The following is a 14,859-nucleotide window of genomic DNA, read 5'->3' as shown; positions in this document are numbered from 1 at the left end:
AGACAAGAGGATCCGCAATGAATGTGATATTCACCTACAACAGTGGCCGCGAGCGCCGCATGACGCGCGCTGAAGCTGAAGTGCTGCAGCTCCTGGGCCATGGTCGCTATGAGGCGCAAGCCGTCTCTGCTCCATCCCCAGCGCCTGCACCTTCCGCAGCCACTGCACCTGTTGCGCAAGAGCCCGCACTGGCTCCGGACGGCACTGCCCCTGCGGCCCCACCCTCTGTCCCTATGGATGAGCTGGACGGCCTGGATGCCGCAGCGCTGCATGCCTTGGCAAAGGAGCGCGGTGTCAAAGTCCACCACAACGCCGGGGCTGACAAGGTGCGCGCGGCACTGCGCGATGCAGCTCTGGCCAACTGAGGAGGCCCATGAAGCAGAGCATCGCCAAGTTGGCCAATTTCCTAGGCTCCCTCCTGGTATCAGCATTCTTTTGGCTGCTGGTGTTCTCGGTGGGCGGCGCCGCGCTGATCGCGGTGGGCGTGGGCATGCAGTTCGGCGTAGGCCTGGGCTGCGCTGCTGGCGGTGTTTTGGCGGTGCTTTACAGCGCTGTCGTGTTGAAGGGGATGAGTGATGGCTAAAACACTGGCGTCAGCAATCACGAAGGCGGCGAGTCCATCGGCAGCGCCTGTGCATAGCGGTAGTGGTGGATGGCGCTCGATCATCAAAGAATCGTTTGCTGGCGCCTGGCAACGCAATCAGGCGCTGAGCCAAGAGGATGTGCTTTCTTCCCCCATCGTGTATGCCTGTGTGACCCGGATTTCCAACGACTTCGGCAAGCTGCGCGCACGCAAGGTGGTGTGTGACAAAGATGGCATCTGGACAGAAGATCAGTCGGCCAACGCGATCAATCGCCTGCTGCGCCGCCCGAACCGCTACCAGAACCAGGTGCAATTCAAGCAGTGGTGGCAGACCTCCAAGCTGACCAAGGGCAACGCCTATGGCCTCAAGCAGCTCAATGCCAAGGGGGAGATTGAGAGTATCTACATACTCAACCCCGACATGGTGACGCCTTTGGTGTCCGATGACGGCACGGTTTTCTACCAGCTTGGCCAAGACAATTTGGCGGGCCTGCAGCAGGGGGTGATTGCGCCGGCAGAGGCGATCATCCACGACCGCATGAATTGCCTGTATCACCCGCTGGTGGGTGTCGCGCCCCTGTATGCAGCGGCAATCGCTGCGGGCATTGGGGTGAAGATCCAAAACAACACTATGCAGTTCTTCGCCAACAGCGCAACGCCCAGCGGGATTCTGATTGCGCCCGGGACGATTTCGCCGGAAAACGCAGCTTCCATCAAGGAACAATGGCAGTCGGGCTATTCGGGCGCGAACGCTGGCAAGGTGGCGGTGCTGGGTGAAGGCATGAAGTTTGAGCCCATGGCCCAGACGGCAAGCGATTCTCAGTTGATCGAAACCCTGCGCTGGACGGATGAGCGAATCTGCTCAGTATTCCATGTTCCTGGGTACAAGGTCGGGGTTGGGGAGACGCCCGCCTACAACAACATTGAAGCGCTGGATCGGGCCTATTACTCGGATTGCCTGCAGTCGCCTATTGAGGAGTTTGAGGCAGTAATGGATGACGGCATGGGGTTTGACGGCATCAAGCAGGGTATCGAGGTCGATATTGATGGCCTGATGCGGATGGACTCCAAGACCCTGATGGAAACGCTCTCTGAAGGTGTGAAGGGCCGGATCCTGGCGCCGAACAACGCCCGCAAGCGCGTGAACTTGCCTCCATTGAAGGGTGGCGACACGGTGTACATGCAGCAGCAGGACTATCCGCTGGAGCAGGTGCGTTTGAACCGGATCGACCAGGGTACGACAACTCCAGCGCCTCTGCCACCTGTGGCGCCACCACCTCAAGAGGACAAGGGGCTAACCCCTGAACAGGTCGCCTACTTGGCTGACCGCATTCGCAAGGCAAACGCCCATGAACACAAAACAACTTGATTCAATCGCGGAGGTGGTCTCCCTGGTGGTAGCCGAGTCCCTTGCGCCTGTGCTTCAACGCCTCAAAGCGCTGGAGGAGCTGCGCACCAAGGCTGCAGAGCCTGGCCAACCTGGCCGAGATGGCAAGGATGGAGCTGACGGGCGTGACGGCAAGGACGGTGAACCCGGTACAGATGGGCGTGACGGCCTAGATGGTAAGGATGGCCAGCCCGGAAAGGATGGGGTGGATGGCAGGAGCTTCACCATCGAGGACGCCGACGCGCTGCTGAGCGAGAAGATGGCCCGGTGGGAACTGGATTTCGAGCGCCGAGCAGCCGACAAGCTGGATGCAGCCATTGCCAAGATGCCTATACCCAAGGATGGACGCGACGGGCGCGATGGTGCGGATGGCAAGAATGGCGCTGATGGACTGGATGCCTTCCAGCTAGAAGACGCGGCATTTGAGATGCAGGCCGATGGCCGGACTCTCAAGATTCTGTTCCAGCGCGAAGGCGATGCATGGAAGTACACCCATGCCGTCAAGCTCTCGCACATGGTCTATCAGGGGATTTACTCCGAGGCCAAGAGCTACGACAAAGGCGACTGTGTGACTTTCGGCGGCAGCCTCTGGCACGCCAAGCACGATGCAGTGACCGCCAAGCCCGGCACCGATGAGGATGCATGGGCGCTGGCTGTCAAGAAGGGGCGTGATGGCCGAGACGGGCGAGATGGAGTCGACAAATCAGCACCAGTCAAGCTGGGAGGTTGACGATGGAAATCATAACGATAACCCAGGCTCGAGAGCATTTGCGCAGCGACACAAACGATGATGATGCTGACCTGCATATGAAGATTGATGCGGCCACGGATGCGGTGTTGGATTACATCAGCGTTCCTGCGAGTGATCTGTTTGATGCGGATGGAGAGCCTAAAACGGGAGAGGATGGCCAGGTTGTTCGCGGCGCTCGCCGGGTGCAGCAGGCCATTTTGCTCACTGTGGGATGGTTCTATGAGGACCGAGACGGATCGATGGAGCAGGCGGTGAAAACCGGCCATGGATACCCACTTCCCCGAGGTGCTACGGCCTTGCTGTATTCGTTGCGAAAACCCACTATTGCGTGAGGAATCGATGACAACCATTGGCCAACTTCGCGACCGCGTTACGATCCAGCGCCGCACTGGCGGTGCTAACGAGGTGGGTGAGCCCTTGCCTGAGGCATGGGAGGACTTCGCCACCCTCTGGGCTTATGTGCGGCACCCGTCCGGCGTTGAGTCCATTCGCTCAGGCGCTGACACCTCGGTGGTCAAGGCCTCGGCGCGCATCCGCTGGCGAACCGATGTCAACGCTGGCATGCGTATGGTCCACCTGGGCCAGAACTACGACATTGAGGCGGTGTTGCCAGGCCTGGATCGCAAGTTCACTGATCTGTCATGCAAACTGGTGGTGTGACATGGTGCGCCGTAGCGATACAACGCTCAGCCGCAACGGTCAGCGCAAACTTGGCGGGCGCAACACCTTCTCCATGGATTTGGACACCTCCGGGCTAAAGCAATATTTGCAGCAGCTCGATGATGGGGTGAAGGAAGCCATTCGGCCAGCTGCGCAAGCGGCGGCCCAGGTGGTGTACGACCGTGTGAAGCTCAACGTGCAGGGCATCGGTAAGGTGACTGGCAATCTGGACCGGTCTATCTACCAGGCCTTCAGCCCGGAGAAGTCCAAGACTGGCCATCGCGCCGAATATCACATCAGCTGGAACCACAAGAAGGCGCCGCATGGCCACCTGCTTGAGTACGGCTGGACGCAGCGGTATGTCGCCATCACAAACAAGCGAGGGCAATGGGTGACGCTTGTTCGACCTGAAAAGGTTGGCACGCCCAAACCCAAACGCCGGGCATCGCTTGCAGAGAAGGATGCCTATTACGTTCTGCGGCCAGGCGGCCCTAAGCAGCATCCTGCGACCGCGTTCATGCGCAGCGCATCGAGCGCCATGCCGGCGGCCTTGGCTGCGGCGCAAGAGACGCTTATCGCACGCATCAGGAAGGGGTAAAAAGTGCTTGAAATTGATCTGCAGGCCGTCTTGAAGACGGTTTGCCCCCAGGTGTTCATGCGCGTTGCGCCATCGGGCACCAAGGGGCAATACATCACCTGGCAGCACCTCGGCGGCGATCCGATCATCTTCTTGGACAACAACCAGGGAGACAAGCGCAATGCGCAGATCCAGATCAATGCCTATGACAGCACCGGCCTGGATGCGCTGCGGCTCCTGCAGGCCGCTCAGGCCGCCGTGCTGGCAGCGACCGACAAGTTTGCCGCCAGTCCATTGTCCGAGCCCATTACCGCGCTTGATGATGCGGACGACGTTGCAGGCTACCTGCAGTCTTACTCCATAACCGGGAAGCGATAGCAACCCACCCAGACTCCGGCTTAGGCCGGTTTTTTGTGCCCGTCATGGGCTGATCCCACCCGCAAAGCAATGGCCGAGCGGGATTTTTCGTTCTTGAAAGGCCCAATTATGGCTATTCGTCTCCCTGACGGCTCGACCGTCGCAATCGCTACCGCTTACGGCGCCGTCAAGTCCGTGACGGCCATCTCCAACGCAAACCCTGCGGTGCTGACCTCGGCGGCGCACGGAGTGCCCAACAACTCGTTTTTCGAGTTCAAGACGCCTTGGCAAAAGGTCAGTGAGCGTATCTGGAAGGCGGGCAATGTCGCGGCCAATTCGCTCGAAATGGTTGGTGCTGACACTACCGATCTGAACCGCTTCCCTGCAGGCCCCACCGGCAGCACATTGCGCGAGATCACGGCCTGGACGCAGATCTCCCAGATTCTGGACTTCCAGACCTCTGGCGGTGATCAGCAGTTCTGGACGGGCTCATTCCTGGAAGACGACTTCGAGCGCCAGTTGCCGACTGTGACCAGCGCCCAGTCCATCACCCTGGGCATTGGTGATGACCCAACCCTGGCCGGTTACCAGGCGCTCAAGCTCGCAGGTGAACGCCGCGACATTCGCGCGCTGAAAGTAACTCTGCCCGATGGATCGGCGATCCTCTACAACGGCTACGTTTCGTTCAACGAGACCCCAACCCTGTCCAAGGGCCAAGTGATGCAGGTGACTGCGACTTTCTCCCTGAACGGTCGCCCAGTCCGCTACTAAGCGGCATCAACCCTCTGCACCGACCCAGCCGCTTCGCTCCTTTCAGTGGGGCGGGCGGCTGGGCACGGGCTTTATCTTTCCTCTCCACTGAAAAGAACACATCATGGCAAAAATCGTACTGGGCAAGCGCCCCGAAACCATCACCGCATTCGTTGACATCCCGCTGATGAGCGGCGAGAAGGCCAAGGTCTCTTGCCAGTTCAAATACCGCACCCGCCAGGAGTTTGCCAAGTTCCTGGATGAGAACGCCGAGGCCAAGCCAGAAGTCGGCACGGACGGCGAGAAGATCACCTTTGAGAGCCTGGCCGTCAAGGGCATGGCATCCAATGCTGCCCGGGCACTGGAATTCCTCAAAGGCTGGAATCTGGAGGACATCGAGCTGACCCAGGACAACCTGGCGCAGCTTTTCAACGAAGAGCCAGCCGCCGGCGCCGCGCTGTGGGGCGCCTACCGTGCAGCTTGCACCGAGGGCTACCTGGGAAACTCCGAAGCGTAGCCCGGGCGAAGTACGAAGCGCCGCCCAGCGATGCAGAGATGGCGGCCTTCGGCATGAAACGGTCAGACTATGCGAAAGACATCGTGCTGCTCTGGCCGGAGACTGAGCCAGTTTGGAGCCTCTGGGAGCAAATCCGCAACCAGTGGCGTGCTGGCGCAGTCGGTGCCTATGCTCTGGACTACAACGTGCTGTTCTACCGACTCGACCGCATGGGCTTGCCGCCAGACGAGCATCAAGACCTGTTTGACGGCATCCGGGTGATCGAGGCTGAAGTTCTGTCCATCTGGATGGAAGAGCGTGAGGCTGAAGAGAAGAAGCGGGCCAAGGCCTAGGCTTCTCGCGATTAGGTGTGACGCCATCAAGGCGTCTTTTCATTTTGGGCTCGCCTTTTGGCGGGCCTTTTCTATTGGTGGCGCAGCATGTCAACTGAAAACCAAAAATTCGGCTTCACTGTTGCTGCTGAGAACGAGGCCTCGCAGACCTTCCAGCAGATTGGCAATGACGCCGACAAGATGGCCGCCAAGGTCAACCAAGCCGGTCAGAAGGCCGCCGAGGGCGTGGGCGCCATTGGCGACGGTGCTGAGAATGCAGCGGAAAAGCTCACCCGCGCCGAGAGCCGCATCGCTTCTGCCATGCGCAAGGCCACCGAGGAGACTTTACAGGCCGCTCAGGCTGCCAAGAGCCTCTCGGGCAGCTTCGAGCTCAAGATGGATATGCGGGGCATGGATGCCTCGCGCCTGCAGCCTTACATCAAGGCTCTGCGCGATGCAGAGAGTGAGCTGTCGGTTTTCAAGGCTGCTGAGGCGGAGGTGGGCCGCCAGAACGTATTTGCTGAGAAGCACCGCCAAGCACAGCAGCTTGCGAAGTCGGCAGATTACGTGCGCTTCTGGAATCAGGAGTTGGACCGCATGTCGGCCGCTGAAAAGCGTGCGGCCAGTGAGAGCGCTTTTCTCAACTCGTTACGCGAGCAGTCGAGCGCCATCGGCAAGACCCGTGCCGATCTTCTGGAGCTGCAGGCAGCGCAACTGGGTGTTGCTACCCAAGCAGCGCCAATGATTGCAAAGCTGCGTGAGGCTGAGAGCGGAGTGGGGAAGGTTGGAATGAGTGCGGCTGCCATGAATGCCGCGCTGCGCAACGTGCCCGCCCAGTTCACCGATATTGTTGTGAGCTTGCAGGCCGGCCAGGCGCCGCTTACCGTGTTGCTGCAGCAGGGTGGCCAGCTCAAGGACATGTTTGGCGGCGCTGGCGCTGCAGCAAAGGCATTGGGCGGCTATGTGTTGGGCCTGATGAATCCTTTCACTGTAGCAGCGGCTGCTGCTGCGACCCTAGGCCTTGCGTACTATCAAGGTCACCAAGAGCAGATTGCCTTCGTGAAGGCACTCACCCTGTCGGGCAATGCGGCAGGCGTGACCACCACACAACTGACGGAATATGCGCGCCAGATTGACGCCATTGTGGGTACTCAAGCGCAGGCGACTGCAGCGCTTGTGGCCTTCACACAGGCTGGTGTGACCGGTGCGGACCAGCTGCGAAAGTATGCGCAGACCGCTATCGAATGGGAAAAGGCCACCGGCCAGGCAGTGGGTGACACGGCAAAGCAATTTGCGGACCTGCAGAAAGACCCATTAAGTGCTGTCGTCAAGCTCAATGAGGGGATGAATTTCCTCACAGCTGATGTGTACGAGCAGATCAAGGCCCTCAACGATCAAGGCAAGTCTGCCCAGGCCTCAGCGGTGGCGATGGATGCGCTGGACAGCGCTATGCGCGATCGCAGCAAGACCATCAAGGAAAGCCTGGGATACCTAGAGCGTGCGTGGAACGCCATCAAGGGCGCTGCTGCTGACGCATGGGATGCAATGCTGAATGTGGGCCGCCCCAATACGATCAATGATCGACTGGGTGCTGTGCGCAAGGAGCTGAACTCGCTGATCGATCAGCAGGGCTGGGGCGAGACTGGGGGCGGAGCTGCAACCGGTCGCGTGACTGCGGAGACTAAGCGCCGCGTGCAGGAGCGGATCGAGGCACTGCGCGCTGAAGAGTGGCAGCTTGAGAATAATGCCGCGGCTGAGCAGATGAACGCCGCAGCGCAAGAGGTATCCGCCAAAGCCACCCAGGCTTCGATCAAGTGGCAGGAAACGCTCGACCAGCATCTGACTAAGTCGGAAAAGCTGACTCGGGCTCTGGCTGCCGCTCGGGAGGAGTACAACAATAAGCTGTCATTCGTCCCTCAGGATGACCTCAAGAAGCGCAGCGAATTGGCGCAACAGCTCGCCAAGGTCGAGGCCAGCCTGCGCGACCAGTACAAGGAGAAAGGCCCGAGCAAGACTGGCGGCGTCAGCATGAGCGACACCCGTCTGTCTGGGCTTGAAGCTCAGCTAGAAGCGGCCCGCCAGTACGGCAAGCAGCTGCAGGAGCTGGGTCTCGCGGCAAAGGACCTGAATGCTGGCGAGCGCGAGTCGCTGAAGATCTCCGCCGAGATGGAGAAAGCGACCGATGCGAAAACCGTCGCCAAGCTTAAAAACGCCAAGGCGATTGCAGACGAGCTGGGAGCGCAGCTGCGAAGTAATGAGACCTCCGAAGAGTCGATGAAGGCCAAGGATGCTCTGATCAAGGGCATGTACAAGAGCGCTGACGCGACCTCAGAAGAAGCCGCTCGCTTGGAGGCATCGTTGAGCGTCTATGGCAAGGCCCGGGTAGAGATCGAGCGCATGACGTTGGCTAAGCTGCAGCAGCAGAAAGCCGACATGGGCTTGATCGCCAATCCTGAGTACATGGCCGCGTTGGACAAACAGATTGCGAGTCAACAGGCTGTGATTGCAGGCCTGGAGAAGCTGGACTTCAAGAAATTCAGCGAGACCATGGGCAAGTCGCTGGACGCCGCCAAAGAAGAGTTGGCTCTTCAACAGGAGGGAATTTCTCTTTTGGGGATGGATGAAGTGGCCCGCCGCAAGATTCTGGCCGTTCGCAAGATCGATCTGGAGGTTGCCAAGCAGATCGCTGAAGTGGAAAAGACCAAATACAGCGACAACAGCGATGACAACGAGCGCGAGAAGGCGGCGCGGCGCAAGCTGATCTGGGAGAAGTCCGAGGTGGACACCCAGATTGCTATCGGCAAGATACAAGAAGAGTATGCGCTGCAGAACGCCGAGAAATACAACGACATCTTCCGTCAAGGCTTCGCTGACTTCGTGAACAACGGCGCTGATGGCCTCAAGGCCTTTGGCAAGTCGCTCAAGACCACCATCTTGACTTCTGCGTCCGACGCCCTTTACCAGGCATTCGCGCAGAAGTTCGTGATGAATATCGCCGCGAACGTCACGGGTTTGATAGGTGCTGGTGCAGGCTTCCTTGCAAGCTTGTTTGGCGGCGGATCTGAAGGTTCTGCCGGCGGCAATGTTGGGAACCTCATCAGTGCTGGATCGACTGGCTACAGCCTGTACTCCGGCCAAGGTCTTGTGGGACAGGGGTCGCGCTACTTGGCCAACTTGGCGGGGTGGGGCACCGAAGCTGCGCCTGCAGCGGGTTACGCAGCACCAGCAGGGGCCGGCTTTGCAGAAGGTGCGGGTGGAGCGGCAATTCCAGAGGCGTCCTGGGCTTCCAGTGCATCCGAATGGGTGGCGGCTGGCGGCTGGGTCATGGCTGTGCCGCTGATCGCAGCCTATCTGGGTGGCATGTTCAAGGAGGAAAAGCAAGTCGGGAGTGGCATTACTGGCGAGTTGGGTGGCGACCTCTACGGCTACCAATTAATGCGAGAAAGCGGCAGCCTGTTTGGCGGTCCGAAGTACCGCTACCTGGTGGCAGAGAAGGAGATCGAGAAGTCCAAGGCAGAGATCGAGCGCCTCAAAAAGGAGATCGCCGATAACCCGAACGATGCCCGAAACGCTTACCGTGAGCGCCAAATCCAGCAGCAGTACAGCCGCTTGGACATGCTCTCACAGTACGACGGAGCCATTGAAGGCTCTAAGGGACCCATCAAGGTTCTGCAGGATGCCTTCAAGGGCATGCGTGAGGACACAGCCTCTCGGGCCGATAGCTTGGGCCTTGACGGCGACGCGATTCGGGCCATGAAGGTGACCCTGGGGCTGGACGAAATCCACCCGGACACCGGCGGCAAGGGGCTGAACCTGACGGGGCTTTCGCAAGAGGAGGCATCGGCAAAGGTGCAGCAAGCGCTGGCGGAGGCCAATGAGGAATTGGCGCGCTCGGTTCTTGGCAAATGGGAGGAGCAAACCCGCGAAGTGGCCCGCATGCAGTGGGATAGGGTCGAACTGCCATCCGATGGCGACACCCAGCAATACGGCATGGTTGGCCGCGAGGTGACAGAGACGATCACCGAGCAAGTATTCGTTATGAGCGAGTACGTGCGTGCAGGTGAAACGGCTGTGCAGGCACTTACCCGCCTCTCTGACTCGCTCTTTAGCGTGAACTCCGTCTTCGACATGCTTGGGCTCACCCTCATGGATACGTCGCTGGCCGGTGCTGATATGGCCTCGGACATCATCGATGCCTTTGGGGGCGCTGATAAGTTCTCTGCAGCTACCGGCAACTACTACGACAAGTTCTACACCGACCAAGAGAAGGTGAAGAACCAGACGCGACTGCTCAACGACCAGCTCAAAAAGCTGGGCATTGAGACCATGCCGGCAAGCCGCGAGGCGTTCAAGGAATACATCAACGGGATCGACAAGAGCACGGAAGAGGGCCAAAAGCTCTTTGCCAGCCTGCTGGGGCTCGTGGATGTGTTCGACATGATCTACACCTCTGCCGAGAACATTGCCTCGCTCAAGGGCGATCTGCAGATTCAGCTGCTGCGTGCCAAGGGCAACGATGCGGAAGCAACCCGCCTGGAGCGCGCCAAGCAGATTAAGGAGCTGGAGAAGTTCAACGATCCAGAGCTGGTGAAACTGCAGGTTGAGATCTGGGACACCGAGGACAAGGCCAAGGCCGATGAGGCCGCCAAGACGCTGGCCCAGCAGAACCTGCAAGCCGCCATCTCCCGTGAAAAGGAGTACTGGAACCAGTTTGCAGCGGACGCAAAGGATGCCTTCACAAAGGCGTCCAGCTATGTGGACCTGTTCAAGGGCAGTGCCAAGTCTCTGCGGGCGAGCGTGGACGACATGGCGAACTCGCAGGCTGCGGCCGGCATGGTGTACATCGAGCAAGCGCTCGAGAATGCGCGCCGAGGCCTTGGCTTTGGAGACTACGACCAGACGCAAAGCGCGATCAATGCAGCCACTGGCGGCCTCGTCATGGACAACTACGCCACCCAGGCGGAGCTGGACTATGACAAGAAGGTTCTTGCTGGCCAGTTGGACGAGTTGGGCGAGTTCGCGGAGTTGGCCAAGACCGATGCGCAGAAGCAAATCGACTTGGCAACCTCGCAGCTTAAGCGCCTGGACGATATCCAGACCTTCTGGCAGACCTTTGGTGAAGACCAGGTGGATGCGACGCTCAGCGTTACAGATGCCGTCAATGCCCTCTATAAGCTCTTGGACCCCAAGGAACAGGAGCGGATTAAGAAGGAGGAGGCTGCAAAGGCTGGGCTGGGCGGCGCAGTCACACCAACCGGGAGCGGCTCGGGTGGAGGCTCAGGCGCGGCACTCGGTGGAACGGTCTCCGGCACGGTGGGGCGCAGAGTAATCGGCTTCACGGCAGACGGTCGAGCCATGTGGTCGGATGGCACTGTCGAAAAGTATGCCGCAGGGCAGTCCGAGTACGACGGCCATTTGATGATCGGGTCAGGCAACTTGACCGCCGAGCAGTGGGCAGCCATGCAAGCCGGCCAGAACGTCTACGGCAGCGGCTGGGACTGGGATGCGAAGCAAGGCCTGTGGGTCAAGCGCAAGTCATTTGCCGTGGGTACGAACTATGTGCCCTACGACATGACGGCGAACATCCACAAGGGCGAGCGGATCATTCCAGCGGCCGAAAACCGCGCGCTGATGGAAGCAGTTCACGGCCAGTCTCGTGGTCCAGATACGGCTGCAGGGGCTGCGCGTGTAGAGGCCATTCTCTTGCGCGTGGAAGCTGTGGTGGTTTCGGTCAATGAGCATGCCCGCAAGCTGTCCGACAACCTGGATCGCGTGACCAATGGCGGATCGGTCATAACCGCTGAGGTTGTGAACCGTATTCGCGTTCAACAATAGAAAGGAAGGGGCATGGCAATTGTCTTAGTCCCCATCCCCATCACCGATGCAGCGTTTCGCCCGGGCTCCGTGCCTGAGGTGGACGCTACAGCTGGTGAGGTGGCATGGACATCGGGTCAGGTTGTGGCAGTGGGTACAGAGCGCGTTTATCAGCGGCGAGTGTGGAAGTGTGCAGTGGTTCCCGCTGACGCGACCGTGCCGCCAAACATCGACCAGCGCGCCTGGGAGGATATGCGACCCAGTAATCGCTGGGCGCCTTTTGATAACGAAGTACAGACCGCAGGGGTAGGGCGCAAGGGGTCGGCCAAATATGTGCTGTTCATGCGTTTTGTCTCTGGAATAGCTGTGCACAACCCTATTGGCAACCGGCTCACCTTGACCGTCAAGGATGCGGACACTGGGGAGGACTTGAGCCCGCCCATCGACCGCTCGCTGCGCGCCTCAAGGCCTTCGCTCTGGAACTACCTCTATGGTCCCAAAACGCCAGTAACCAGCTTTCGGGTGGATGGGATCACACTTCGCCCCCGAGTGCTGGTGACGCTGGAGGTGACTGGCGGTGCGACAGACGATGTAGGCGTGGGTTTCTTCTCGATTGGTTCATGGGTGACTATGGGCCTGTTCACGGGGCGGCCTGGTGTTCTGTACACGGCGCGGGCAGAAGTCGTGAACTACACCACCAGGACAGAAGGGGTGGATGGGCGATACCGGCAGGTCCCGCGCGGCAGTGCCACGAATCTGACGCTTCCCGTTGCAATCAATCCCGAGGACGCAAACCGCATCTGGTCAGCGCTGGTGCAGCTCAAGGACACGCCCGTTTCAGTGTTTGCGAGCCGGCAGGAAAAGTTTCGCTATCTCAGCTCGGTCGGTTTTGTGACTTCGGATCTGTCGCCTGAGAACCAGGCCATTACCAAGGCCAACATCTTTGTGAAAGGGATTGTCTAAATGGCAACTCCAGTACCTCCTATTGACCCCCAATTGCCACCGTTCCCAGGGCCTAACACGCCCGAATCGGCATATGACGATATGGCATTTGATTGGGGCTCGGCCATGCCTGGCTTCGGAAATCGAATCGCGGTAATTGGCCAAAATGTTTATAACAATGCTGAGGAAGCAAGGCTGAAGGCCCTGGCAGCTGAAGGATCTGCGGAGGCGGCAGCCGCACGCCTGGTCGATGTGCAAACGGCAGCAAATGGCGCCTTTGCTGCAGCGAACTACAAAGGGGAGTGGTCCACTCTCACCGGATCTTTGAACGTGCCGGCCACGGTTACCCACCTTGGGCGCCTGTGGTATCTCAAGCTGAACCTGGCCAACGTGACCACACAGGCCCCGGCTCTGGGTTCCACCTACTGGGGTGAGGTGAGCCGCAACGATTTCACGGTACTGCCTTGTCCTGCTGGGACGACAAATGCGGCGGACCGTGGCTTGTATCGGATGACTTCCAGCACTTCGGTGCTGCTGCTTCCTGCTGCGCCTTGGCACGGGATGGTCGTGGCGGCGGCCAATGTCTCTGGCACGTTGACGCCTGTGATCTCGCGCAACGGCAAAACCATCTGCGGTGATGCTGAGAACTTCACGATGAATGTTCTGGGTTTCCAGATCGTGTTGCAGTACGACTCCATATCCGGAGATTGGATGCGGGTTTCTGGCCTGACGGCATTTACAGCCGCGCAGCCCGCTATCGGAACCTCCAATATCTGGACAGCCTCCCAAAACTTTACTGGCGGGCTGAATATGAACAGCATCCCGATTGTGGAGAGAGGTAGTAACTCGGATGGGGAATATGTGAGGTATGCAGATGGAACGCAATTTTGCTCAAAAATCCAAACTGTAAATACCGCGATTTCCAATAGTGACGGAGGTGGTGTTCTGTACAGTCCTGCGGTTAATCTTGGCTCTTTCGCCAGGGCTTTCTCGCCACAGGCCCCGTCTGTAACTTTGACTGTCTCAGGCGGCGCCGGTGCATTTATTACTAGCGGCTCGACACCACAGACGACTACAAGTTGGGGGAATTGCTTTGTGTCCTCTGGCGCGTCTCGTGCTGCGACCAACTATTACATATCGTGCCTTGCAAAAGGCAATTGGTTTTGATTAGGGGATGACATGGCTAATGCGGCACAACTTGCTCAAACAACCCTTGCAGCGCCCTTTACAGGCGGAGTTTGTGATCTGTCTAAGAGGACCTACTTTGCTGACACAGTATCAGGTGCAATTGTTTTCTCATTTGTGAACAGACCGGCCGACTGCATGATGTTTGAAGTGGAGGCAAATCTGGTTTCTGGAACAATGACCTGGCCTGCAAATGTGAGATGGGTATGGGGTGGTGGGCTTCCTCAAAATCTCCAGACTGCGAAGATTCATCTTTTCCAGTTCAGGCGGCCCCAATCCACTGGAACCGATCAATGGCTCGGGTCCTATCAGGGGAACTATTGAAATGGCTCATAGACCATTCCTTCTAAAAGGCCCGGTGTACATCACCATTACAGCCAGCGTCAGGAGCCCGGATATCCGGGCTCTTGCTATTTCTGCGGGTTGGGTTGGCTACGAGCCTCTTTACTGCACCATCAACGCGGGAGTGGATGTAGCGGCGCTCAGCATTGCAAATATCCCAAGCGGGTTGCTCACCATCATCAATCGCGGGCGAATTGGCGCAATGGTTGGCGGCGCCTTTGGACTCTACACCCGAACCTTGATCAATATCGACAATGCGGGCGGCACGATCTTCGGCGCCGGTGGCGCAGGCGGGACCGGCGGATCCTTGCGCATTCAAAACCCTAACTCACCTTCGTACTACGCCGCAGGTAATGGCGGAGCTGGAGGGGCAGGTGCGGGCTTCACTACCACCAGCACACTGACTTTGCAGCCTGCGGGCAACGGCGATTCTGGGCAATCCGAGACGCTTGGAGGATCCTCGGTCGGTGGCATTGGCGTCTCAACAGGCGGACGCGGGGGCAATGGAGGGGCCATTGGCCAGCCTGGCGCAAGTGGCGAGTCCGGTACTGCATCTGGCAACTACAACCTGATTCAAGTCTTCCCACCAGGTGCAGGGCAGGCCGCAGGCAACTATGTGGACGGCAACGCCTATATCAACTGGCTAGCTACGGGCACGCGCCTGGGCAACGCAATCTAAAGGA

15 protein-coding genes are annotated in these 14,859 nt (G+C 59.0%); all 15 read left to right on the top strand.

Features of this window, described 5'->3' with window-relative positions:
- Window positions 1-17: 17 nt before the first annotated feature.
- The 15 genes from MJ205_RS11915 (at window position 18) to MJ205_RS11845 (ending at window position 14,855) form a co-directional block, all read left to right on the top strand.
- Window positions 18-365 carry a hypothetical protein gene (locus tag MJ205_RS11915; protein WP_239808671.1) on the top strand — a complete coding sequence of 116 codons (348 nt, stop codon included), beginning with the start codon at window positions 18-20 and terminating at the stop codon, window positions 363-365.
- Window positions 366-373: 8 nt separating this feature from the next.
- Window positions 374-583 (top strand): hypothetical protein, encoded by a 210-nt coding sequence (locus tag MJ205_RS11910; protein WP_239808670.1) that lies wholly within the window; start codon window positions 374-376, stop codon window positions 581-583.
- Window positions 576-1,952 carry a phage portal protein gene (locus MJ205_RS11905; protein WP_239808669.1) on the top strand — a complete coding sequence of 459 codons (1,377 nt, stop codon included), beginning with the start codon at window positions 576-578 and terminating at the stop codon, window positions 1,950-1,952. Before MJ205_RS11910 ends, MJ205_RS11905 begins: the two co-directional genes overlap by 8 nt.
- Entirely contained in the window at window positions 1,933-2,700 is a 768-nt protein-coding gene (locus MJ205_RS11900) for a collagen-like protein (protein WP_239808668.1), read from the top strand. The genes MJ205_RS11905 and MJ205_RS11900 overlap by 20 nt, the downstream gene beginning before the upstream one ends.
- A gap of 2 nt (window positions 2,701-2,702) precedes the next feature.
- Window positions 2,703-3,053 (top strand): head-tail connector protein, encoded by a 351-nt coding sequence (locus MJ205_RS11895; RefSeq protein WP_239808667.1) that lies wholly within the window; start codon window positions 2,703-2,705, stop codon window positions 3,051-3,053.
- A 7-nt stretch (window positions 3,054-3,060) separates the two neighbouring features.
- Window positions 3,061-3,381 carry a phage head closure protein gene (locus tag MJ205_RS11890; RefSeq protein ID WP_239808666.1) on the top strand — a complete coding sequence of 107 codons (321 nt, stop codon included), beginning with the start codon at window positions 3,061-3,063 and terminating at the stop codon, window positions 3,379-3,381.
- A gap of 1 nt (window position 3,382) precedes the next feature.
- A complete protein-coding gene (locus MJ205_RS11885; RefSeq protein ID WP_239808665.1) occupies window positions 3,383-3,979 on the top strand; it encodes an HK97 gp10 family phage protein in 597 nt (198 codons plus the stop codon).
- A gap of 3 nt (window positions 3,980-3,982) precedes the next feature.
- Complete coding sequence (locus MJ205_RS11880) at window positions 3,983-4,336, top strand: DUF3168 domain-containing protein (protein ID WP_239808664.1); 354 nt, start codon at window positions 3,983-3,985, stop codon at window positions 4,334-4,336.
- A gap of 108 nt (window positions 4,337-4,444) precedes the next feature.
- A complete protein-coding gene (locus MJ205_RS11875; RefSeq protein ID WP_239808663.1) occupies window positions 4,445-5,086 on the top strand; it encodes a phage tail protein in 642 nt (213 codons plus the stop codon).
- 103 nt (window positions 5,087-5,189) lie between these two features.
- On the top strand, window positions 5,190-5,582 hold the full coding sequence (locus MJ205_RS11870) for a phage tail assembly chaperone (protein ID WP_239808662.1): 393 nt from the start codon (window positions 5,190-5,192) through the stop codon (window positions 5,580-5,582).
- A 53-nt stretch (window positions 5,583-5,635) separates the two neighbouring features.
- Window positions 5,636-5,914, top strand: a complete 279-nt coding sequence (locus MJ205_RS11865; RefSeq protein ID WP_239808661.1) for a DUF1799 domain-containing protein — start codon at window positions 5,636-5,638, stop codon at window positions 5,912-5,914.
- An 87-nt stretch (window positions 5,915-6,001) separates the two neighbouring features.
- A complete protein-coding gene (locus MJ205_RS11860; RefSeq protein WP_239808660.1) occupies window positions 6,002-11,728 on the top strand; it encodes a phage tail length tape measure family protein in 5,727 nt (1,908 codons plus the stop codon).
- Window positions 11,729-11,740: 12 nt separating this feature from the next.
- A complete protein-coding gene (locus MJ205_RS11855) occupies window positions 11,741-12,670 on the top strand; it encodes a hypothetical protein (protein WP_239808659.1) in 930 nt (309 codons plus the stop codon).
- A gap of 81 nt (window positions 12,671-12,751) precedes the next feature.
- A complete protein-coding gene (locus tag MJ205_RS11850) occupies window positions 12,752-13,816 on the top strand; it encodes a hypothetical protein (protein ID WP_239808658.1) in 1,065 nt (354 codons plus the stop codon).
- A 232-nt stretch (window positions 13,817-14,048) separates the two neighbouring features.
- Window positions 14,049-14,855 (top strand): hypothetical protein, encoded by an 807-nt coding sequence (locus MJ205_RS11845; RefSeq protein WP_239808657.1) that lies wholly within the window; start codon window positions 14,049-14,051, stop codon window positions 14,853-14,855.
- Window positions 14,856-14,859: the final 4 nt, after the last annotated feature.

Source organism: Comamonas sp. B21-038 (assembly GCF_022387135.1).
Taxonomy (GTDB): Bacteria; Pseudomonadota; Gammaproteobacteria; order Burkholderiales; family Burkholderiaceae_C; genus Comamonas; species Comamonas sediminis.
Note: the sequence above shows the minus strand (reverse complement) of the source record. Positions and strands in the feature narration are given on the sequence as shown.

Bases quoted from the DNA above. Each gene is read 5' to 3' on its own strand.
- MJ205_RS11855 (WP_239808659.1), top strand. From the start codon at position 11,741: ATGGCAATTGTCTTAGTCCCCATCCCCATCACCGATGCAGCGTTTCGC.
- MJ205_RS11875 (WP_239808663.1), top strand. From the start codon at position 4,445: ATGGCTATTCGTCTCCCTGACGGCTCGACCGTCGCAATCGCTACCGCT.
- MJ205_RS11905 (WP_239808669.1), top strand. From the start codon at position 576: ATGGCTAAAACACTGGCGTCAGCAATCACGAAGGCGGCGAGTCCATCG.
- MJ205_RS11900 (WP_239808668.1), top strand. From the start codon at position 1,933: ATGAACACAAAACAACTTGATTCAATCGCGGAGGTGGTCTCCCTGGTG.
- MJ205_RS11890 (WP_239808666.1), top strand. From the start codon at position 3,061: ATGACAACCATTGGCCAACTTCGCGACCGCGTTACGATCCAGCGCCGC.
- MJ205_RS11850 (WP_239808658.1), top strand. From the start codon at position 12,752: ATGGCATTTGATTGGGGCTCGGCCATGCCTGGCTTCGGAAATCGAATC.
- MJ205_RS11895 (WP_239808667.1), top strand. From the start codon at position 2,703: ATGGAAATCATAACGATAACCCAGGCTCGAGAGCATTTGCGCAGCGAC.
- MJ205_RS11915 (WP_239808671.1), top strand. From the start codon at position 18: ATGAATGTGATATTCACCTACAACAGTGGCCGCGAGCGCCGCATGACG.
- MJ205_RS11910 (WP_239808670.1), top strand. From the start codon at position 374: ATGAAGCAGAGCATCGCCAAGTTGGCCAATTTCCTAGGCTCCCTCCTG.
- MJ205_RS11860 (WP_239808660.1), top strand. From the start codon at position 6,002: ATGTCAACTGAAAACCAAAAATTCGGCTTCACTGTTGCTGCTGAGAAC.
- MJ205_RS11870 (WP_239808662.1), top strand. From the start codon at position 5,190: ATGGCAAAAATCGTACTGGGCAAGCGCCCCGAAACCATCACCGCATTC.
- MJ205_RS11885 (WP_239808665.1), top strand. From the start codon at position 3,383: ATGGTGCGCCGTAGCGATACAACGCTCAGCCGCAACGGTCAGCGCAAA.
- MJ205_RS11865 (WP_239808661.1), top strand. From the start codon at position 5,636: ATGAAACGGTCAGACTATGCGAAAGACATCGTGCTGCTCTGGCCGGAG.